This is a genomic window from Flavobacterium sp. B183 (assembly GCF_023539155.1).
GTDB classification, from domain to species: Bacteria; Bacteroidota; Bacteroidia; order Flavobacteriales; family Flavobacteriaceae; genus Flavobacterium; species Flavobacterium tructae.
Map to the genome: position 1 here is coordinate 426405 of NZ_CP097434.1, position 22134 is coordinate 448538.

At 36.6% G+C, this 22134-nt stretch carries 20 protein-coding genes; 3 read left to right on the plus strand and 17 right to left on the minus strand.

The window, feature by feature from the left end:
- Positions 1-36: 36 nt before the first annotated feature.
- The 17 genes from M4I44_RS01995 to M4I44_RS02075 all read right to left on the minus strand — a co-directional run bounded on the left by M4I44_RS01995 (position 37) and on the right by M4I44_RS02075 (position 20367).
- On the minus strand, positions 37-4185 hold the full coding sequence (locus M4I44_RS01995) for a glycosyl hydrolase family 18 protein (RefSeq protein WP_249966372.1): 4149 nt from the start codon (positions 4183-4185) through the stop codon (positions 37-39).
- Positions 4186-4427: 242 nt separating this feature from the next.
- Positions 4428-5153 carry a hypothetical protein gene (locus M4I44_RS02000; RefSeq protein ID WP_017495065.1) on the minus strand — a complete coding sequence of 242 codons (726 nt, stop codon included), beginning with the start codon at positions 5151-5153 and terminating at the stop codon, positions 4428-4430.
- A gap of 85 nt (positions 5154-5238) precedes the next feature.
- Positions 5239-5949: a hypothetical protein gene (locus M4I44_RS02005; protein ID WP_017495066.1), complete on the minus strand. Its 711-nt coding sequence runs from the start codon at positions 5947-5949 to the stop codon at positions 5239-5241.
- Between the two features lie 230 nt (positions 5950-6179).
- Positions 6180-6401, minus strand: a complete 222-nt coding sequence (locus tag M4I44_RS02010; RefSeq protein ID WP_017495067.1) for a hypothetical protein — start codon at positions 6399-6401, stop codon at positions 6180-6182.
- Between the two features lie 358 nt (positions 6402-6759).
- The gene (locus tag M4I44_RS02015; protein WP_256472437.1) at positions 6760-7491 is read right to left on the minus strand and encodes a helix-turn-helix transcriptional regulator; all 732 of its coding nucleotides are present in this window, start codon (positions 7489-7491) and stop codon (positions 6760-6762) included.
- A 608-nt stretch (positions 7492-8099) separates the two neighbouring features.
- Positions 8100-9920 (minus strand): hypothetical protein, encoded by a 1821-nt coding sequence (locus M4I44_RS02020; protein WP_249966373.1) that lies wholly within the window; start codon positions 9918-9920, stop codon positions 8100-8102.
- Positions 9921-10102: 182 nt separating this feature from the next.
- Complete coding sequence (locus M4I44_RS02025) at positions 10103-10516, minus strand: DUF1842 domain-containing protein (RefSeq protein ID WP_017495072.1); 414 nt, start codon at positions 10514-10516, stop codon at positions 10103-10105.
- Between the two features lie 104 nt (positions 10517-10620).
- The gene (locus M4I44_RS02030) at positions 10621-12465 is read right to left on the minus strand and encodes a hypothetical protein (protein ID WP_249966374.1); all 1845 of its coding nucleotides are present in this window, start codon (positions 12463-12465) and stop codon (positions 10621-10623) included.
- Between the two features lie 259 nt (positions 12466-12724).
- Positions 12725-13921: a hypothetical protein gene (locus tag M4I44_RS02035; RefSeq protein WP_249966375.1), complete on the minus strand. Its 1197-nt coding sequence runs from the start codon at positions 13919-13921 to the stop codon at positions 12725-12727.
- A gap of 11 nt (positions 13922-13932) precedes the next feature.
- Positions 13933-14847, minus strand: coding sequence for a glycosyltransferase family 2 protein (locus tag M4I44_RS02040; protein WP_249966376.1), 915 nt, complete (start codon positions 14845-14847; stop codon positions 13933-13935).
- 7 nt (positions 14848-14854) lie between these two features.
- Complete coding sequence (locus tag M4I44_RS02045; protein WP_249966377.1) at positions 14855-16081, minus strand: hypothetical protein; 1227 nt, start codon at positions 16079-16081, stop codon at positions 14855-14857.
- A 48-nt stretch (positions 16082-16129) separates the two neighbouring features.
- Positions 16130-16942, minus strand: a complete 813-nt coding sequence (locus M4I44_RS02050) for a hypothetical protein (protein WP_017495077.1) — start codon at positions 16940-16942, stop codon at positions 16130-16132.
- 58 nt (positions 16943-17000) lie between these two features.
- Entirely contained in the window at positions 17001-17579 is a 579-nt protein-coding gene (locus M4I44_RS02055) for a hypothetical protein (RefSeq protein ID WP_249966378.1), read from the minus strand.
- A 1-nt stretch (position 17580) separates the two neighbouring features.
- Complete coding sequence (locus M4I44_RS02060) at positions 17581-19011, minus strand: radical SAM/SPASM domain-containing protein (RefSeq protein WP_089077659.1); 1431 nt, start codon at positions 19009-19011, stop codon at positions 17581-17583.
- A gap of 184 nt (positions 19012-19195) precedes the next feature.
- The gene (locus tag M4I44_RS02065; protein ID WP_017495080.1) at positions 19196-19369 is read right to left on the minus strand and encodes a DUF1843 domain-containing protein; all 174 of its coding nucleotides are present in this window, start codon (positions 19367-19369) and stop codon (positions 19196-19198) included.
- A 73-nt stretch (positions 19370-19442) separates the two neighbouring features.
- Positions 19443-19619 (minus strand): DUF1843 domain-containing protein, encoded by a 177-nt coding sequence (locus tag M4I44_RS02070; protein WP_017495081.1) that lies wholly within the window; start codon positions 19617-19619, stop codon positions 19443-19445.
- An 88-nt stretch (positions 19620-19707) separates the two neighbouring features.
- Complete coding sequence (locus M4I44_RS02075) at positions 19708-20367, minus strand: hypothetical protein (RefSeq protein ID WP_017495082.1); 660 nt, start codon at positions 20365-20367, stop codon at positions 19708-19710.
- 332 nt (positions 20368-20699) lie between these two features.
- On the opposite strand from M4I44_RS02075, the gene M4I44_RS02080 reads away from it, so the two are divergent.
- From M4I44_RS02080 to M4I44_RS02090, 3 genes are read left to right on the plus strand one after another with little or no spacing between them, the layout of a single operon-like run.
- Positions 20700-21203, plus strand: coding sequence for a GbsR/MarR family transcriptional regulator (locus M4I44_RS02080; RefSeq protein ID WP_249966379.1), 504 nt, complete (start codon positions 20700-20702; stop codon positions 21201-21203).
- Positions 21204-21258: 55 nt separating this feature from the next.
- A complete protein-coding gene (locus M4I44_RS02085) occupies positions 21259-21597 on the plus strand; it encodes a hypothetical protein (RefSeq protein WP_249966380.1) in 339 nt (112 codons plus the stop codon).
- Complete coding sequence (locus tag M4I44_RS02090; protein ID WP_249966381.1) at positions 21564-22076, plus strand: hypothetical protein; 513 nt, start codon at positions 21564-21566, stop codon at positions 22074-22076. Before M4I44_RS02085 ends, M4I44_RS02090 begins: the two co-directional genes overlap by 34 nt.
- The last annotated feature ends 58 nt before the right edge of the window (positions 22077-22134 follow it).

The following is a 22134-nucleotide window of genomic DNA, read 5'->3' on the forward strand; positions in this document are numbered from 1 at the left end:
AACTTCATTTTTCAGGAAATTGGATATTATTTAGTCTTAGAAATTAACCAGCTTATACGATTTTCTTCGTCCCAGATTATCGGTTATGACTACAATAAATAGCTGCTTCGTCAGGAAACTTCCATCTTCTAACAATAAATTTCTATGGTTTTGACTGTTTTTATAGCTTAATACAGCTTGGCCAAGAATATTATAAACCTCAACATGGTCAATGTCTATTGCTTCATTATGTACCGCTATTGTTAATACATTATTTTTAAAATGGGCAATTATATTTTTACCAGCTGTTTTATCAAATTGATCCACTGAAAGTGATTTACTAAAGTAGTCGTGATACTTATTAGAAAACTCATACCCACTGCCACAACTAGCATCCCAATTGATAGACCAGGTCATGACACCTCTTATTCCTGGCTGTAAAGAAGATTTCATGGTGTAAGTTCTTCCGGAATATGTAGTGCCAAATCGTAAGTAATTAAAAGCATTAATCCCTTTATCAGGTGTTAGATACCCTCCTGCCGGTGCCGCTCCCGGACAAGCCGGAATTGCAATCACTATTTTAGAAGCCGGCAATGGTGCAAAATAAAATCCTGTAGAAGCCACATTAAATCCTTTCATCAACATATCTGACATGGCTACTAAAAAATCCGGAGTGGCTTGAGAATATGCTATGTTATCTAAAGCATTTACAGATCCGGTGTTATACAATTGCACCATCAAAAGATCCAGCTCATTACGCAAATTATGAATTACTGGCAAAAAAGATCCGGCTCCATCTCCATACACCGAATATCCAACTTGTACATAATAGGTTTCCGGAGCAGCAGTTAAAATAAAACCCGTTCCATAATAGGCCTTTAATTCCTTGAAAGCATCAATTACATTCTTAAGTTTTGGGTAGGCCGAAATCGCCGAATAAGAAAAATCTTTTAGTGCTCCCGCTCCAAAATTCATAGAGCTGCCTTCAAAATCAATATCAACACCATCAAAATTATATTGATCAACAATCGCTTTTACTCCATTTACAAAAATATTTTTCTGGTCAGCGGTGCTTAGTACAACATGTCCATTCTGTCCACCAATTGACACAATTACCGGAATACCTTTATCTCTTAAGGTCTTGATATCATTTTTTAACAATTGCGGATCAAAGACTCCATTTGTAAAAAATCGAGGTTCATTTACTACTAACACTGGAGTATAACCATCTCTATTCACCGTTTCTATAAATGAATAAACAACAACATTGTATTTCTTGTCTGCAATTTCTTTAAAATACAAAAATGGTGCACTCCCACTTTCCCATCCATGTGCATAGCCAACAATAACTTTAGCCGGCAACGGATTGAACTTTGAGTTAACAATAGTAATCGATTGATTCAATAAATTCTCACCGCCTTTATTATCAATTGCTTTTACAATTATTGGATATTCTTTATAGCTATTAGGAGTAAAAGTATAGCTGTAAGTGTCTCCAGAACCTTTTATCATAGGAAAATAAGTTCCGTTTACATTTACTGCAACACTTGAAATTGTGCCATCTCTATCTGTAACATTAACACTTATTGAAATGGGTTGAAAACCTGATGCCTGATTAATTGTGGTTGACGCTGGGGCAGTCCACACAATTTCGGGTAATACATTTGGACATGCTGTACCTGAACATTGCAAATAAAATGGAAAACTATTTTCAGCTGTAGCATTATTAGAGGCTGTAGCTGTAGCTTTTAGCGTATAGTTTTTATTAAAATCAGCTGTTGCCGGTGTCCATGTTGCCGTATACTCTGTACCTGTTGTAGGAGTTCCTGTAATATTTAACCCATTCACATTAAATACAACGGATGATACTGTAGTCTTTCCATCCTCAAAAGTCATACTGGCATTTGCTTTAAGCTGGATAGCTGTTCCCGGAACTATTGCAAGGTTTGCCGCAGACGGACTCGTGATTGTCACTTCCGGAGTAACACCGCTTGAGTTAAAATTATATTCTTTTGATAAAACCGGAATTGGTAAATTGGCCAAATCTGTAGGATAATAAACAACAGAGTTGTTATCCCAGGCATTCATTTTTAAACTTGAAATGGTTGTATAACCCGAAAATATTGCATTGTCAAAGCTATATTTCCCATAGGTATCTGTTGTAGCAACAAAAGTAGCATAAGGATGTGTACTATCTGTCCATGGAAGATTTAGTTCAATTTTTGCACCAGCGATTGGCACAGCACCATTTTTAACCATTCCGCTTATTTTATTAGTTGGAGTGGCATTTTGATTAAAATCTAAAACTTTGTTTTCACTTAACGCACTGTATAAAGTAGAAACTGGTGAAAATGTCATTCCTGTTTTGGCAGCAGTAATGGTATAGTCTGCTCCTGCTGTTAAACCGCTTATGCTATAAGCTCCTTTTGAATCTGAAACCGCAGTAGCATTAGCTGTTGCCGAGGCTACCGTAACGGTTACTCCAGAAACTGCCGTAGTACCATTTAGCACGGTTCCCGTAATGGCATAAAGAGGTTGTGTACCTTGTATCACGATACCTGTTTGGTTTGCATTAACCTTTGTTAATTTTACCGGCGTAAAAGTATAGGAAACTTTTAAAGCGGTAACCGAATAATTGCCTCCCGAAACTATTTTGTTAAAAGTAAAATTTCCATCTGAAGATTTAACAGTTTGAATAACGGCATCATTCTCATCTTTTAACTGAACTGTGGCATCCGAAACCAAATTTGCACCCATTTTTACAGCACCACTAAAGACTAAAGTTCCCTCAACAGCAACATTAAACGAATCATTTATCTGACTCAATAGTGCATTAGGGACAGCTCCTCTGGTATCCTGGGACAATTCCCAAACCATACCTCCTGCAAGGTTTTTAGACGCTATGTATTTGGCTTTAAGATCGATCGACTGCTTATCTTCGTAAGAGATAAACTGTTTTAGTTTCGAGTTGTATAAATAAGGAACTTTGGTGGTGTTATCAAAATATCTCACCCAGCCTGCAGCTGCTGCAGTAGGCGTAACCATCATGGTATTAGGATCAAGATAAGGATGCGGATTGGTTGCCGCATTCCCTACCAAATCGCAAATTTCAATACTTCCTGAATTTTCACATGGAGCACCTGTATCCCAGGTTCCGAGGGGAGGCTGTGCATTTTTACAGGCGGAAACTACATCTCTTGGTGCGGCAACGAATAATCCGGGCAAATTAGGGTTGGTTCCGTCATTAGCAACATGATCAAACTTTTTTCCATAAAAAGGTAATCCCATGATTAATTTATTGGCAGGAAAACCAACTACATTCAAATATTGACTCGTTAATTCGTCTAATGATTCTGACTGCGTTGCACCATAAAGCGGATCGTTGGTGTTTCCACTTGCATACAATGGAGCATTGTAGCAGGTTTTATCATACCAGTTTCCTCCAAAATCATAACCAAAATAAGTGATATAATCGCAATAGGTCGAAATATCTTCTGTCATTCCGTATTGAGCTCTGTTATTTGGTCCAAGATATTGTTTAGATACATTGCGAACATTGTTCCCAGCCGCGATTGTAATTAATTTATTGGGCATTGCCTGACGCATTGCCTTTAATAAATACACTAAATTTTTGTTGTCGTCAGGATTGTATTTTTGAGGAGGAACCGGGGCACCATTAAGAATCTCAGTACCATCCGTACCACCTGAGAGGGGATATTCCCAGTCGATATCAAATCCGTCAATAAACGGATAAGTAGTCATGAATTTTACCATATCGGCAGCCAAAGCGGCTCTTGCCACAGGACTGGCCGCTATTGGAGAAAGATCCTGACCTTTTGTCCAGCCACCAACAGATATTAGTACTTTTAAATGAGGGTACTTTTGCTTCAGCTTCATTAAATCATAAAAATTCCCTTTTACGGGAGCATCCCACGGAATCCCTCCTTCCATATGCTCAAAATCAGCATAGGTATCCAAACATTGTAATTTTGTATTCTCCGGATGGGCAGGATCATAACTTGTACCGTAAAAAGAATAATTTAAATGTGTCAATTTACTTCCATCTATCTTAGGGACATTAAAATCTCTACCATAAATAGCCCATTGTGCATAATAGCCAACTACTTTTTTAGTATGACTCGGTTGAGAAACTAAGAAGATTGGGAATAAAACTGAAAATAAAAATAATAAGTAGCGTTGTTTCATAACTTTTTTTTTCAAAAATAAAGCTATGTTATAGAATTAACTTTCACAGTGTAACAACTGGCTCGTTACATGTAATAATCAGCAGATTACACCGGAATAGTTAATATTTGGCAGGGAGATTTTCTTCTACAAAAAATTAAGACTGCTTTATCGAAGCATTATAGAATGTGGGGTATATTTTTCTAAACTTGTCGTAATAGTCAAAGTTTGAAACGATACCTTCAAATGGATTTTTTACTGCTTTAAGAAACTAACAAAGTTTGCAAGTTTGTGCCCGCAGGATATTTTGTTCCCCATGCTTCGTCATTTGAACTCCAGCCCTGATCTACATCAAATGTGACTGTTCTGGAATCATTCATCAAATCAAAATCAACCAATATTCCTGGACTTTCCGAAATAAGCATTACCGTATTGTTTTGAGGATTGTTGTCACTAAACATTAAGAAGGCTTTATTGTCGGGAGTAACCTCAATATTTTGCCTTCCGAAAATTCTAAAAGTACAGCTGCCATAGTACCGATTATCGTTAGTATTGTGAACACAAATTCCAGTGGCATACTCTGTACCGGATTCGTTCTGAATTAATACGGTTGGATTATCATTATGGGGATCTACTGAAAGTCCTCCAAAATCCTGAATCAGCAATCGTTGTTTTAACTCTATTTTGTAATTTGTTCCTCCTATACTTCTTCTTGAAGTTGAACTAGATGCGGGGCTCTCAGATTGTGGCTGCGGAATATATATCGTTTGATTTTCTGTAATCTCACTTGTCGATATATAACCACTCAGATTGTATTCCCATTCTATAAGGACCGATCTCAGAAAATTTTTAGTCACACTCCAACACAAAGGCCTGAACTGTGAAACATTTCTGGATCTTGAGGCCAGAAAACAGCATAAACTATAGTTTCCTTTATTTAATACCTCAACGGTTTCCTGAGAGAAGTTAATTATTAGTCTATTGGCCATTCTATTTTCTTTAAGTTTAAACAAAAGAATTACTCCTCATCCAAATACAGATGAAGAGTAATTCAAACAACACTACCCTATATTGTTACTTACTTCTTTCGCTTAACGCTTTTTCTCGGGCGCTGGTATTTTCAATTAACAGCTTTTTCAAATCTGTAAAAGCATTAAAGTTTTTCAGCCAATTACCTCCTTTTGCACTCCAACCTTCATCTATGTTATAATTAACCACACGTGACTCTGTACCAGTAAGGTCAATAAAAGCTCCGGCAGACATTGCTTTTGTAATTACGGTTGCTGTTTCTATCTTCTCTGTAGAAAAAATAAGAGCAATTTTAGTAATAGGTGTGATCACTCTTGCAGACCCAGCCCCTAAAATTGGAAAGGCACACAAAATGTTCGATTTCCCGTTTACTAACTGATTAATCCCCACTGTAAAACGCTGTGTATCTTCGTTCAAAAAAGATACCGTTCCCGGATAACCGTCTGAAGTTGCTTCGATATTACCGGACCCTTTTTCAATTGTTATCTTTTCCCCCAAATCTGTATCGATGGTATTACTCGCTTCAATTACAACCTGAGGTGCCACCGTACTTGTTGAATTGTAGGCCTGAAACTGTTCTTGCCAGGTAATTTTGGTTGAAGTCAATAATTTTTCAGCCGGTAAATGAAACCATACGGTTGGAGAACCATCCCCTGACGCTGCTACAGATTTGAATCCGTATAAAGAATATCCTTCTGCTTTTAAAATTTTTACGTCTTCAGGACTAATACTAACTGTCGTGTTAAAAGTTGCCATAATAAATTTGTTTGTTTGGCCCTACTCATGAGGCTTTTCGGGTAACGCCTTACATTATTTTCTGAATGCAAACAGTTCGTTTTTTAAAGTGGAATCTGCTCCACTCCTTATTAATGCTTCTGTAAAATAGTTTGCACTTTTTGAAACTCTAATAGTAAAATTTCATGGTTCGTAAAAGTGATACCCTATTTTTAGAAACAAACCTAATGACCCGCAAACGGAACCTTTACTTATTTTGTAAATGTTGCATTAGTTCCTGCTAATGCTGTACACATACGACCTACCATATTAGTACCATTGTCCAAACCTACTACGTACTCATTTCCTAATACAATTCGAACTACAGGGTCGATATCAGTTACATGTAAGTGATCAGCATTTATTGGGTCATTTGTTCTTCCTGTTGCTAAAGGCCCGGTTCCTGCTTCGTTTTTAATTAATACATCTGCCATGATTTTCCTTTTTTAAATTAAACATTACTTGATGAGGCATTTCTTTTTCATTGCCTGCCTCAGAAAAATTGTGGATTTTACTCCTATAAATGATATACTTTTATCCATAACGTAAACACAAAATCTGTATCAATCAAACTGTATTTTTCTTTTTTCTTTGAGATAAAAATCTCATTTACATTGTTGAGACGGATTCCATTTTTACCTTACTATTGATTTTCTCATTTTCGTGATCTGCAGTATCCTTCAATGAGTTTTTTAGATTCGGGTTGTACAATCCTTAATTCTAATAAGTCAAAATTATCTGTTTGTTCCTGCTTTTATTTGTACAGAATAAGCTACTTTTTGTCAATTTGAATCATAGCACTTTTCTTAATAAATTAACAAATGGAAATAAACGGTTATCTGTATTATACTTACTTGGGGGATAATTAAAATTCTGTTTGAAAACACGGGAAAAATGAGCGATATCAAAAAAGCCGGCAAGAGAGGCTGCCTCAGTAACTGATTTCTTTTGTACCACTAATACCTCAGCAGCAAATTGAAGGCGTATATCTCGTAACAGACGTATAGCCGGAAATCCAAATAATGATTTCACCTTACGGTTAAGATTTGACTGACTCATAAAAAGTTTCGCTGACAGCATCTCTATACAGAATGCCTCGTTATCAAGATTATCAATAACGATGATCAGCAATTTCGCCAGCCATTTGTATTCTTCTTTTAACTGAATCAGTTTGTTGAAACACGCATTGCTTAAAGGAATTTTCCAATCTTCCGGTTTAAATCCTGTAATCAGACTATCATTACGATATACTGAGGGGGAAATTCCAAACTCTTGTTTGAATTTACGGCTGAAAGAAGTCACTCCGCTAAAACCGCAATAAAGAGCTGTTTCTTCAATAGAATATTTATTAGTTTCTAAAATATCTTTGGCCAGCTGCATCCTATAATACAAAATGAGTTTCCCTGGCGGGAAACTCATTTGATTTTGCACTTTACGATTAAGCTGTGCTTTACTGATCTTTAACTGATCGGCTAATTGAGAGACACCAAAAGATGGGTCCGTTTTTTTCTTGCATGATAGCATCAATCTGCCTTAAAAAAATTTCATCCGATAAATTAATGTTTTTTTCAATCTCAAGTTCTTTCATAGTTTGTACGCTTTAAATAATACTTTATCATATTTAAATAAAGACAAGCCGAGAGAAAGAACTGCAAAACAGAAAAACATTTAAAAACCAACTAAAAAAATAATGTCGAACTAATTTTCAAAAAGGGATGTTTTATACTGTTTGGGGTCAGCATACTAAATCTATGGCTTTTATATCTTTATCTGTTCAAAACTAAACGAGCCATTCAATTTAATATCGGAAAATGTCACGAGATCCCTATATGATGGCACGAAAACAAATAAATCAGTCATAAGATTTTTCTTAATGCTGTAATTGTAAAAGTCTCTAAAACTTATATTTTTTTTGCGAACTGTTCGGTGGTCAGAAACCCAAACCGGAAGTTTATTGAAAAGAGCTGGGTTACTTTAAGATTATTAGATATATTTAAAAACCGGGGTAGAAATGCTTCGGTTTTTTTGATTCGATCTGACTACAAATACCAAAGATAAATTTACTTATCTTCATCATTCCTTTTACAAAATTAAAAGCCGGTAACTAAAATTTAGTCCCGGCTTTTGTTGAATTAATTTATTTTTCTTTTAAGTAAATCTCTCGTCTTTGTAGACAATGGTATTATATGAGTAAACACATGACTCAGACTATCTGGTTTTACACTATTTCCGCCACTGTGACAAAAAAAGCAGGACGTAACTGATTTGTAATTTCCATCCGGAACAGAATTGGAGCTTGGGGACTGAAAAAAGGTCTCCATAGTACTATTTGCTAATCGCCCTGTTCCAATTGCATCTCCGTTATTTCCACCGTAAGGATATGAATTACCATTAGGCCCTGCACCACCAAAAGTCCAGGTCGCACCTATTAGTAAATAATTCTTTCTAATATCATTACCCGCCAGCATTTTACGTATACTGTTGTTAATAGCAATAACTTCACTATTCGAATCTGCAGGAGTTCTATTCTCTTGATTTGGAACAGTATCAGAAGCAACTCCCCAAGCCATAACTCTTTTTATATTAGGCTTGTCTATCGCAGGGTCAGTAATTTTAATTGTATTGTTTTCAACGGTCATCTTCTGGGTATTTTTTGTTGTATCGTCGGCATTAACATTAAAGAGCCAGTCTTTTCCTCCATCAGCTTTTACTTGCTTGATTTTACCATTAACATCTCTATAAGAATACGCTTCGTTTGGTGCATTTTTTTGGTGTTCAAAAGTTGCCCAGATCATTTCGGGATGTCCTGCAACACTTCCTACAATGTGCATTCCAACCAACGCCAGTGTTGCTGTTGTTGTTTTATTTGTTAGCTTCCACAACTTAGGGTCTGATTTGTCGTATACAGGAATCTTAGCTTTGATCGTAACATAACTCTCCGGATTTGGTAAATCCTTTACGTCCACCCATGATGTTTTTAATTCTATTGCCAAAGCGTCCGGATCCGGTGGAGCGGCAAAACCGCTGCTCTTTGCATAGGCAAGAATACTATCTCTAGCACTGGCTGTAGTAGGGAACTGATTACCATTTAATTTCTTGTTTTGTACACCCGTGAGGAAATAAGCATAAACATCGTTTACCATTGTGATGTAATACACCAGTGATTTATTTACCGCAACTAACGCTCCGTTAGAACCAGCCTGTCCTTGTTCTGTATCAATTACATCTCCCTTTGCATCCAGGAACAAAGTTTTATTATCTTTTGTTATAAACTCCTGCACAATGTTTTCACGATGACCTTTAGTATCTATTATCGCTTTAGGCTTAGAAATAGCTTTTCCTTTGGTATCTATAAAAGAATGCACCCCATTGGCATTAGCAATAACCCCACCTACTATCACAGATTTATTTGACGCATCTTTAACAGCTTCATTTTTACTTTGAGGTTCTACTTCAAATGCTCTTCCTTTTTTATCAATTATAATTGGAAGTCTGTTTGGTCCTGTTTGGCTAATATTACTCACAGCACTCAATAAAGTATTTGGTTTATGTGGTGTTAAAACACGTTTTTTGGTAACCGGATCTTCTGCAGAAACATTATAGAAAACGGGAGATTCTATTACAGTGCCACCACTTTTATAGTCCCCGTCGGAAACTGGAGAGGTAATCCATAAAAACATTTGTTCAGACCATTTATAAAAATCGCAATTATTTCTATGTGGAAAATCAACACTGTTTGCAGGTTCAACAAGTCCATTTTCGGTAATTTTTTTTGTTTTAAACCAGGTCTTGAATTCATCTTCTGAAACACTGCATGAATCCTGTACATCTTGTGGCAGGTATTCGTAATCGGAATCAACCTTTGCCAGTATATCATTTTTTTTGCACCCAAGGATTAAGATGGCAAAAACCGCGATAACGGTAGCTGTTGTTTTTATATTTATTTTTTTCATGATTTGGTGTAGTTAATGGGTGTTTCTTTTGTTTGCTTTTTTGAATCGTCTGAAGTTTTTAATTATCAGAACCTCTTTAAAAAAAAACCGCCCGAAGCAGGCGGTCTTTAGATTTTAATGAAATACGATTTTTTTCTTAATTCAGTATTCCTGTATTGAATTGTTAGGGGAGAATTTAGTTTCTATGCCAGTTCTTTTTTCGGGGTCTTTGCAGACTTTACCGGCACATTCTCTATGTGGTGATTCCAATAAGAGAATCCTCCTGTTCCGTTCCATGAACTATCGATTGCTAAGTGCGCCTCAAAATTAGCCAAGAAAGAACCAATTGCAGGAGGAGGAACAGATTGAACATATTGTCCGCTTAGGCTAACTACCTGAGTAATTTTACCGAATCCGGTTGCGTATATTCTTCCTTTAACATGAACAACGATATGACTATCAGGACCAGGGATGGCCTGTGTAATGACTACTGTACCCGAAACAGAATGTTGTGATGGTACAACAACTAAACTAAATGATGCAATTGGAGCACCTGGTGTTCCTACATTCCCGATTGTGCCTTTTGCTAAATAGGCACCTGCTAATAAATCTGCCATAATCTTTTAATTTAAATTTTTCTTACTCATGGGGCTTTTCAGATACCGCCTCGTTTTTTATAGTGGGTTCTGCTCCACTTTTTATTATTGGATCAAGTTTCTCCTTATTCAGATACCGGCTCGTTTTCCAGAGTGGGTTCTGTCCCGCTTTCTATTACGGGTTCCAGTTTTTCCTTTCTTGGAGAACTAACACTTATCTGCACGTTTACCTGTCCTATATTATCTGTCAGACCTGCTCCGTAAATGCCTTTTAAATCGTCATTGATGCATAATTCTAATTTTCCAACTAATCCCGGTGGTGTGTTTGCTCCCAATCCGATTAAGAAAACAGTATCTCCTATTTTACCTACCAATGCTCCCTCGTTTGCCCCTGGAAGTGCGTAACCGGGTTTAGCACTAATAAAAGTTGGGTTTCCGGCAGAATTGTACAAATGACCGTTATTGATATTTGGATTCGCCGTCCATAGCCCATCTTTATATTTTATGGTAGCAACTCTACTAGGATTCAATCGAACACCTGTATCCAACCATGGATAAGAAGGATTAGGATTATCAGGAGTACTTGGATTCGGTTTTGCCTGAACGGTAAAATCAACTGGCGGAACCGCGAAATTGCAAGCCGGAATTGGCGTTGTAAATTCTTCATAATCAAAATAATCTGCCAAAGCAAGACTCGTTCCTAAACCTACACCTGACTGCGATTGCATAAAAGTTATTGGTCGGCTGCGTCTTCCGGTTCGATCGAAAGGGCTATACCAGGTCCATAAATAAGTAGAATCTGGATAATTATTTCCTGAAGGCGGAAAAAATACACCAACAACCGTGGCTATATTACCCGGACAAAGCGCAGGATTCCTCACAATAGTGGCATGAATTTTTCCTTGTACCGCCGGAATCTGAACCCAGTTTGGCGGTTGTTGCGGGAATGGAAAATTTCCAAAACCAATCGCATTTGTTATTCTGTCTCCTACATAATTAATTAAAAATCCTGCACCACTATTAGGCGGCGGAGTCATTCCGGTAGGAGTTGGTCCGGTAAGAAGCGCTTGTTGCGCAGTAAATGGATTTGTGGGATTGTAGGTATATTTCATCAGGGTACTCTGACTCCTGTCTGATGAAACGCTGTATTGCGAATTGTCTCTCCAATTGTATAAAACCCTTGTAGGAAGAGGATTGAATGCTTCATTGACTGGTGTCATGAAAACAGTCATCCCAAAATTAGTATTCCATGTAAACAGCTCATAGTTATCAGGGTTTCCAAATGAAAAACCTTCTACAACCGGAAGTACCAAAGGTGTGTTTAAAGGATTGCTTGATAATTTCTCAAAAGTAGAGAAATAAGTAAACGAGAACATTTGAAATAAGGCCAACTGATTAACATCTCCTAAACCCGGGCGTGCAACAGGTCCTTGTCCAAACATAAGACGCACCGGAAAATTAGTTTTATGATCAAACCACATCCAGGTAGCAGGTGCAGGACTGCTGTTACCTACCGGAATTTTCCACCAATCTACTTTTTGTGCTTTCATCCAGTTCAGATAACTGGTTCCGGAACATTTTGCTCTACTGCTTTCATTTCCAAACCAGTTTGTAGTTGGAATTCTCCAACCTACATTGATCGGTGTATAGCGGATTCCGTCGGTCGACACTTCTGTTTGAGTTGGCGTTACTTTGTACCACCATCTTCTGCCGGAAGCACCTACCAGCAAAGCGTTTAATCCAAGTCCTTCGGCATAATAAACCGTCGCGGTACAAATTTCAAAAAAAGGGCTCTCTTTGTCAGCAGTAGTACTATTACTCTGCAGGGGGCTAAAAGGGTGAAGTACACAAGTACATTTCCAAAATTGTGGAAGTCTGGGCTGAGGCCCTGTAAAAGTCTCCAAAACCGGATATCTTGAATCTGGTATCGGATCCACGCAATTTTTCGAGGAAGAGGTTAAATCTTTCATGGTAGTTTGCTTTTGGGGTTACTAATTCGGATTGTTTGGTATTGTTTTGATTCTCAATGGATAACCTTATCATTCTGATTTCCTTTAGAATAACTTTACGAAACCAGTATTTTTAATTTTCCCGATTAAAATTACAATGCATAAGAAACCCTAGATAAAAAAATGTCATGAGACTGGTTTTTTTATCCATAAAGCGAATAATCAATGGAACAGAATTCTTTTAAAGAGGGAATAAAAATTACAAACTTGCACAAAAGCATTATCTACGATCCAGTAATACTGGTGTCTTAGTCGTATTGGGATCTATGTACAGATCTGCCGCCGTAACCAGCAAAACCTCAACCTCCATAAAACCGTCTTCATAGTTCAATAGTTTTTTCAATGCCGCACCTTTTTCCTCAACGAAAGCCTCTTTTTTATCTTCAGAAACATTTTGTACGATTAACATCTTTACAACATCCTTAAAATTTTTATTTGTTGACAATTGAATCTGAAAAGCGGTTGCCTCATTTGTAAGCGACAGAAATTTGTCTAAGTCGTAATGCTGTTCACAAACTATAAAAGATTTTGCCTCTCTGGATTTTAATTCCAAAAAAGATTTTCCATCCAGTTCCACCCATCGGCCTATATCTCCGATGGCATATCGAAAAACCGGAAACCTTTTACGGAATGTATTAGTAACCGCTATTGTACCGTATCCTTCCTCATCGGGATTTATAATTTCAACAACAATACCATTAATAACGGAAAACAAGGATGGCGTTTTAGTACAATGGGACCAGGCCCAAATTCCGGTTTCGGCAGAACCATACATGGAATACACTTCCTGAAAACCCAGTACCTGCTGTAAAAATTTTTGTGTATTAGGTCGTAAAAACTCTCCCGCATAAAACAACTTCCCGATTTCTATTTTTCTGTTGTTCTTTTGTAAAAAATGAGCAAAGCAGATTAGTTTTGAAGGAGTTCCGAATATAAAATCAGGTTTGAAATAACGGGCTGCCTGTTCCATATCGGCATAACTGGCATGGGCACTTAATGCCAAAGTTGTTGCCTGACATTTTTCAAGAATATCATCCATGATAGCTGCCGTACGATACATATCGGAATAACCAAAAATGTTCAGGGCAATTGTTTTGGAAGTAAAAAAATTATTTCGGGTAAGTTCGCCTGCCAATGCAAGACGCTGATTATGATTCTCCTGAATATCAACCGGAAAAACCAACGGCTTTTGAGTGCTCCCGCCTGAGCGTACGAGATAAACGCCTGTTTTTTCTTCCTCAAGTTTAAACTTTGTCTCTAAAATTGGCATTAACTCTTTTTTACTCAGTACAGGTGCTCCGGCAGCAAAATCATTTCCTTTGTAAAATTCAATATACAACGGATTTTGTTTGGCCAATTCAAAGTAATCCTGTAATTCAGAATGGTCTATTTTTGGAGGGATACAAACGGGATACATAAGGAGTTGTTTTAGGAGTTTCTTCTTTTTAAATAATAACTGTTCTTGACCAATAGTTTGAAATGATTGAAAATAAACAGCCCTTTTTGCTGCCAGGATGGCAATCGCTCCATGGCGTGTTCCAGCCATCGTTGCGAATACATCCCCATTAACTGCTGATCGTATCGATTGGAGCTTTTTCTATACCGCTTTATGATGATCGGGATTTCAATTGCTTTCCAATCTGTGGGGCTGATTCTGGACAAACTTCCTTCTACTTCCCGTACTTCAATGCAGGCTTTATTCAGTAATCCAACTCTGGAAGGCTGAGGTAATGTTTTTAGTACCCGATACCATAAGTCAATGCCTTCGCTTATTGAAACATCCGTTTCATAAAAAATATCTTCAAGATGTTTTTTTCGGATCACAACATTACTGCCAAAACCCATAATAAAATCGGGAGAACTAATAGTGTGTAATGGATCCGGAATTAAAAACAGTTCCTCTGAAAAGGGAATCATTTCTTTTTCAAATGATTTAATTTTCGGTAAGTAATAGTTTGACGGGAGGAGCAGAATGCCAAGTATCAGCACATCGAGATTCTCCTTCTCCATCATAGAACTACTATCCTGTAAACAAGTTGGTAAATAACAATCGTCTGCATCCAGAAAGCTGATCAAATCTCCGGTTGCCAACTCAATTCCAATATTTCTGGCGTTACTCGGACCTTTATTCTCTTCCAGCTCGATGATCTGAACATCCGTCTGCAAAAATTGAGGAGCAAAAAAAGAGAGTGCGTCTTTTAGATATACCAAACTCAGATCTGAACTGCAATCATCGACAATAATAAGCTCTGACACTTTTTTTTCCTGAAAAGCCAGAGAACGAATAGTATCATAGATGTAAGCTTCCTTATTATAAAGAGGTATCACAACGGTATGTTTCATATTTTGACTACTGTGCTATTGGATAAATCAAAGCTCTTCCCTGATGCACATTCACAACAGATTCATCTGATCCCCGAAACATACCGGATCCATAACTTTTATCGTCTTTACACAACAGCATTCCCACTAAATAAATCTGACGGTTGTTTTCAGCATCGTCAAACTCTTTTTGATCTACAAAATGCTGAATGAGATAGCTCTTCCAGTTTTCTCTCACTATAGTATTCCAGTTTTCATCAGTGCAATCACTTTTCACATAGGCTCCGATTCCCCTTCCGCCGCTGTTTAGTTTTAAAATCAGATTTTGTTTTGTATTTGTAAATTCATCGCATTCAACAGGATCGGTAATAACAAAGCTTGGAATAAGGTACTCTTTCAAAAAATGGTACTCTTCCTTACTCAGGTAGTCCTGCATAATCCCGGCATCATACATAACAGCCAAAACTCTTTTGTCATGAATAAGGATTAAAGTTCGGATGTCATTGAAATAGCAATTCTCTTCAATTAACTTGTCCAATACATCGGGGCTAATTTTTTTTAATTCTTCCCGATCCATTTCAAGTATAAATTGTGAAACCGGTACTCCGTTGGCTTCTATTGAATCCTTTACAATCACGAGCTCCTGAGGTTTTGCAGAAATTAATTCAATATTTAATTTTGCCAACTCTCTTTGTGCATTAAAAATATCGCTGCCTTTTTCATCATCATGAATAAGAGCTACTTTTTTATGGGGAGCAAACTGATGAGACAGATCGTCGATAAGATTTTTTAAATCTGTACCTCCCGCAGCTATTTGATCTTTATATTCATTAGTCTGATTGTTTATCAGGTGTAAATAGTAACTGATCATCCATCCATTTAACGGATAACGTGCTCCTATTTCACAGATTTTGGGCTGGTCATTACTATCATATAAAAAATCAGGGCGATAAAAACCCTGATTATAGCTTTGGTTACTACACTTTTTTAATAAAGCTTCAAGGTCATTCTCCAGTTGATAATAGTTCCGGATTCTACTGTCTTCAAAGTAATTCAAAACAATTGCTGTACAAGCTTTGTTTAAAACAGCACACAGGCGATCCATCGGTTTGTTATACTCCGGAGACAGGACGACAGACGAATTAGCAAAAGCATCTCTGCCTAATATGTTGATATTCTGAAAGTATTCAAAAAACAACTGATTCCATTTTTCCTGTTGATCAGCTTGGTTTTGCTGTAGTTTAATTTTTGACATATAAGATTGAAGTTTATTTTTTTGTAATAGATTATTAGATATGTAGATTTAAAAACTCAATTCTTCTACTTCCAAAAGATCCACCATCACGGCCGATTTTTTTGCTAAATAGTCGTTGACAATTGCTTCAAGATCATACGATTCAAGATCGATATTCATGGCCTTGGCGTAGTGAAAAATTGAACTAACAGCAAAAAAGAAGTGATTTTTCTCTGTTGGTCCACAGTGAACACTGATCCATGCTAATGTTTTGTCGCACTCTTCTTCTGTGTAACCGTAATCATTAATCAACCAGGACTGGAATTTTGGCAAGATCACTTCTACTTCTCCATGCGTATAAATTTCATGTATCAAAGTTGTCAGTAAAGCAATCATGATGTCTTTATTTCGTAATGAATTTTGATCTTTCCATGCTTTAAAATCACAGGCGCTTTGATTCAGGTAACGTCGGGAAAGCCAGTCATCATCTGTACAAATTGTAGTGGCCATAGTATAAAACAGCTGCGAATGCAAAATTCTGCCTACCACTGCCAGATCTTCATCGACGATACGGTTTAAGCTGGTGATGGATTGCAATAGTGCTTTTTCATCTGCAATAGGTTGATTTTTATGAACCAGCATGGTCATACGATTGCTGATTCCGGATACTGTCATTGCACTGTTATTGGTTTGACTCCAGCTGTGAAAGAAACGCTGTAAACGTTCTTTGTCCTGAACTTTAGAAGTCAGCTGATTGAAACTTTTCTCAATTTTTGAAAATGCTTCCTCCTGATTTGGAAGGAATTTTAATAATTGATCTTTTAAATGTGATTCTTCCATTCCTTCAAGAACCGGAAGAATAATTGAACTTAAACTTGCCATAACTGTTTTGATTTTAGGTTAATTAATGATTTTGATTTCTATTGTTTGTTGGTGGTTTTTAATGAACAGATTTAGAGCGGTAGTATTTAATTTTCCGAAGCACATCAATATCTTTAAAGTGATATTGCTCTAACCAATCGGCTTCATCGAAAAAGATGCAGCTGGACTCGGCAATTACTATAATGTTTTTACGGAGAGAGATGTGATAGAGTTTCTCTAATAATTCAGCATATTGAAAATCGTAAAGAGGATTGTACAGATAAAAAACATTTCCATCTGAGATATCTGCTTTTAAAATATCTCCCGAAATTGCCCTGGCATTCGCAAGTCCTTCTTTTTCGATTAAAGCAACACAAACTTTATTTCGCTCTTCAAGAATTTCGATTCCTTTAAACTGAACATCCGGATGTTTTACGGCACCGTATAAAATGATATTTCCATAACCGGAACCCAAATCATAAAATACCGTTTGTGGTGTCATTGGAAGCGGGTCAAAAAGAGCCTCTAAGAAACTGGAAGATCCGTATCGATAAGAGTTGAGTCCGTATTTAATCGTAATTTCCGACAGACTTAAACCTTCTTCAATATGATGCAAATACTGATCAATTTCTGATTGAATACTTCTTAATTGCTCCATACTATTTCATCATTAAGAATTCCAGTTTTTCCAGTGAGCGTTTTGCTTTTTCCATTTTAGCGGCATATTCATCATTTACCTCTTTCACGTTGCTGTTACAAAAACTGCAAACCTCTTCTTCTTCATAGACATAATTATCACAGCCGTTACACAACTTCAATGCTTTAGGTATTCTTGGAACTCTTGCTGTCACATCAACAACAGGAACAGGAGTTTCAGTATGAGGTGATTGTATTTCTACTATTACTCCGTTTTCATCTTCGACGATAATTTCAAAAAGTCCCATATCGAAAGAGTCGCCTGGTGCTTCCTGTATTTTTCTTACTCGTTCCTTAAGACCTTTCTTTTTTAATTCTAAAGCACGATGATGACAAAAAGGATTATTCCCTCTCTTACCGAACAATACATGACTTGTCCAGGTACAGCCCGCCAGACAAGAAGATTCATAATAGCAGCCTTTACAACCACCCCATAACTCTTCTTTATTTCTATATCTGGAAAAAACCATCTCTTCACTGTATTTCCAAATATCCTCCAGTGCCATATCTTTTACATTTCCTCCTGTATAGGCACTTGTTGGTAAGGAAGGACAGCCTTTAATTTTACCATCTGCTTCAATCCCTATTCCGGTATGCCCTGCCGAACATCCGGTATAATATTTCTCATTGCCCTGTCTCCAAATGTGTTCATACGGTCCAAAATAACCAATGTTATTCCCCGCCTGTATTAGGATATTATGGGCTAAGGCTTTTCTATAGATTACAATAAGCTCATCATAAAAATCAATTAATTCATAAGGCTGAACGATCAGTTCATCCGCATTGTCTACGGCATTCCCCATAGCAACGGCAAGTTGTATCTGCCAGTTTTTTACATTATTTTCAATCAAAACATCCAAAAGCTCATTCATCTCATTTTTACTTCTTTTTGTAATTACTGTATTTACGCTAGAAGTTATATTGTGCTTTTTAAGTAATCCCAGACAATTAACAGCATGTTCAAAAGAATCTCTTCTTCCTCTTATTTTATTATGAGTATCCGGCATTCCATCAATAGAAACACCTATATTATTTATTCCCGCTTTTTTTGCAGCAATGATTCTTTCTTCGTTTAAATTATAGGCACCGGACTGCATAGAGCATTCGATACCGCTTTGATGTATTCTTTCGATAATCTCAATCCAGTCTTTTCTTAAAAAAGCTTCCCCCCCAATAATCGAAATTTCTCTGGTACCAAGACGTTTAAGACTATCAATAACCCCAAAACATTGTTCTGTAGTTAATTCACCCGGTCTTACTTTTCCGGCTCTCGATCCGCAATGTGAGCATTTCAAATTGCAAGCCAGCGTAATTTCCCATACGACATGCACTGGAGTAGCCGTTGCATAATCATCCCTTACTCTGTATCTTGTTGAAGTCTTAATAGTATCCATCTTATATCAATTTTACTTATATTTTAGTTCAATGCTTTCTGATATAATGCCGATGTAATATGAAAATAGTACCATGCAATTGGACTATATTGAATATACAATCGGTATTAGTTTTGTTTGTGGTTTGACAATTATTTAAAAGACGGTTTAAAAAGTAAAACTTGATAAACCGTCTTTTTTTAGATTACCTTTTCTTTTTCAAGGCATCAATTGCATCAAGCAATTCTACTAATGCTACATGCAAATCTTTTTGTTCTCTTATGGTTTTCTTAGCTTGTTCAGCTACCGCAACCATTTTTTCTAAATCATTCGAGGCAATCGCCTCTCTGATTCCTACTCCGTAAAGTACTGTTGCCATACTATTTTGTTTTTGGATTATTCCTACTCTTTAGGTTTTTCAGATACCCCCTTGTTTTTCTGTACAAGTCAGCTTATTTCTTGTTCTTTAGAGAATCTATTGCGTCCAATAAGTCTAATAAAGCTACAGTCAGATCTCCATGATCTCGTATTGTTTGCTTTGCTTGCTTGGCAACAGCTTCCATCTTAGCCAGGTCATTAGAGGCAAGAGCTTCTCTAACAGCGACACCATAAGGCATGATTATTCCCATAGTTGTTGTTTTTTAGTTATTATTTGTTTTGTTTGAGGATTTATCCTTTTTCAGGAAGAAATTTCTACCGAAGAAACTTTCTGATTCCTTAATTACTATAACCAAACTGATGCAGGAAAAGTGCTGGTTCATTTGGACTCAAGCAAGTCAAATTACCTAAAGTCACTGTTCTACCTTCATTATTTTTTCCGGTGATAATAATATTCTTCGCTCCAGCTGTTAATTTGCCTAAACGATTTCCGGTATTTACTTCGCTTCCCATTTCATGAGGTGTTCCTGTTCTGGTAGCGATAACATTTCCGGTTCCATTTTCAATTAATACTCTCTGTCCTATTGCCGGTGCCGGAAATAACTGAGAAACTGTAATATCAGTAAGTTCTCCCAGTGTGATATAAGGAGGCAAAGTTTCGGCATTAATTGTTTCAGATTCTGGTTTACCAAGCGTAATAGTTCTTCCAAACTCAGGCTGTGTACCCGCATTTGTACAATACATCCACGGAGTAGTAAAAGGAGTACCGTCTTCATATTCTCCAGTTGCTATATATCTTTGGTGTACACCTAATTTTGGTTTTTCGGACAGTGTGTTCAAATCAAGGTTATAAAACACTGATTTAATAAGTGTTCCAACTGCAAAGGTACCGGTAGCTTTTTCAACAACAGGAAGAATAACTGGTCCAACTCCTCCTCCATGCCATTCTACATAAGGATACACATTTACATTTTTTACTTTTTGAGGTATTGCTTGCATAATAATAGTTTTTGTCCTACTCATGAGGCTTTTCAGATCCGCCTTCGCTTTTAACTGTGCGAAACAGTCCGTTTTTTAAAGTGGGTTCTGCTCCACTTTTTTCAATCACAACTAATTAATAATTAACTAGTTAATCAGATAATTTTCTTTCATTAAATTTCTATATCAAAGCTATTTTAGATATGAAGATCGAATCGAAAAAATGTTATAAAATGAGAATTATCTGTCATAAGAGACAAAAAACAAGACATAAGATAATTCTTAGAAAAACCTCATCAAACAAACTTTCATTTATTTTTGAAAGTTTAAAAACTTTTACTTACATTTGTTTCATGGAATTCAAAGAAGCAAAAAATAAGTTCGTACAAACCTGGGGAGCATTAGGTTCTCAGTGGGGTATTAATAAAACCATGGCACAGATTCATGCGCTGTTAATGGTTTCGAACGAAGCTGTTTCTATGGAAGATATCATGGACGAATTACAAATTTCACGCGGAAACGCCAGCATGAACCTGAGAGCTTTAATGGATTGGGGAATTGTGTACAAAGAATTCAAAGCCGGAGAAAGAAGGGAATTTTTTACTGCTGAAAAGGATTTAGACGAACTAGCTGTAAAAATTGCCAGAGAAAGAAGTAAAAGAGAAATTAAACCTGCTCTTAAAATATTGAAAGAAGTTTCTACAATTGGAGCAAATGATACTGCTGAAGAAAAACACTTTGTAGATCAGACTTCTAAATTGTATGATTTTGTATTAAAAGCAGATAATATGATGGATAAAATGACCGAATTTAATGAAAACTGGTTGGGACGTCTTGTCCTTAAAATCATGAAATAAAAAAATTTAATCAAAACTTTCATTTTTTTCTGAAAGTTTAAAATAAACAATAACTATGAAAACGCTGGAAAACCAAACCCTACTTTACGATGAAGATTGTCCGCTATGCAGTTTGTATACCACTGGCTTTGTAAAAAGCGGCATGTTAGATCAAAACGGAAGAAAATCATACTGTCAGCTATCTGAGGAAGAACAAAATTTTGTTGATTTAAAACGCGCTCCAAACGAAATCGCTTTAATTGATAACAAAACAAAAACAGTAACTTATGGAATTGACAGCTTAATTAAAGTTGTCGGTTTTTCATTTCCGTTTATTGAAAAAATTGCAACTCTAAAACCGATTCACTTTATCCTCAAAAAATGTATTCTTTTGTTTCCTACAATCGAAAAGTAATTATCCCTGGAAATGCAGTCGAAGAAAACAAATTACAATGTACTCCGGATTTTAATTATAAATATCGATTTCTGTTTATCGGATTTGCCTTAATGGTAACAAGCTCTATCCTTTTTGGCTATGCTAATCTGATTCCGGGTTTACCGAAAACCAGTATTTCGAGAGAAATCATTATTACATTGGGCCAAATTGTTTTCCAAAGTTTGTTTTTATTCCAATTTGACAGACAAACCATTATGAATTATGCCGGAAATCTAATGACCGTTTCTTTAATGGGTTCCTTAATTTTAAGCCCTGTCCTACTTCTAAGTAAATTTATACCACTTACTGACAGTATCGTTTTAGGCTGGTTCGGAGTCACCGTTTTGATCCTGTTTCTGGAACATTTCAGAAGAATCAAAATTTTGAAACTTCCAATTTACTTATCTTACACCTGGATTCTCTATCGAATTATTGCTTTATTCTTCATTTTAAACTGATTTTAAAAAATCGTCACAGATTGCACGGATTACCATTCGGGCAATTCGTACCAAAAAA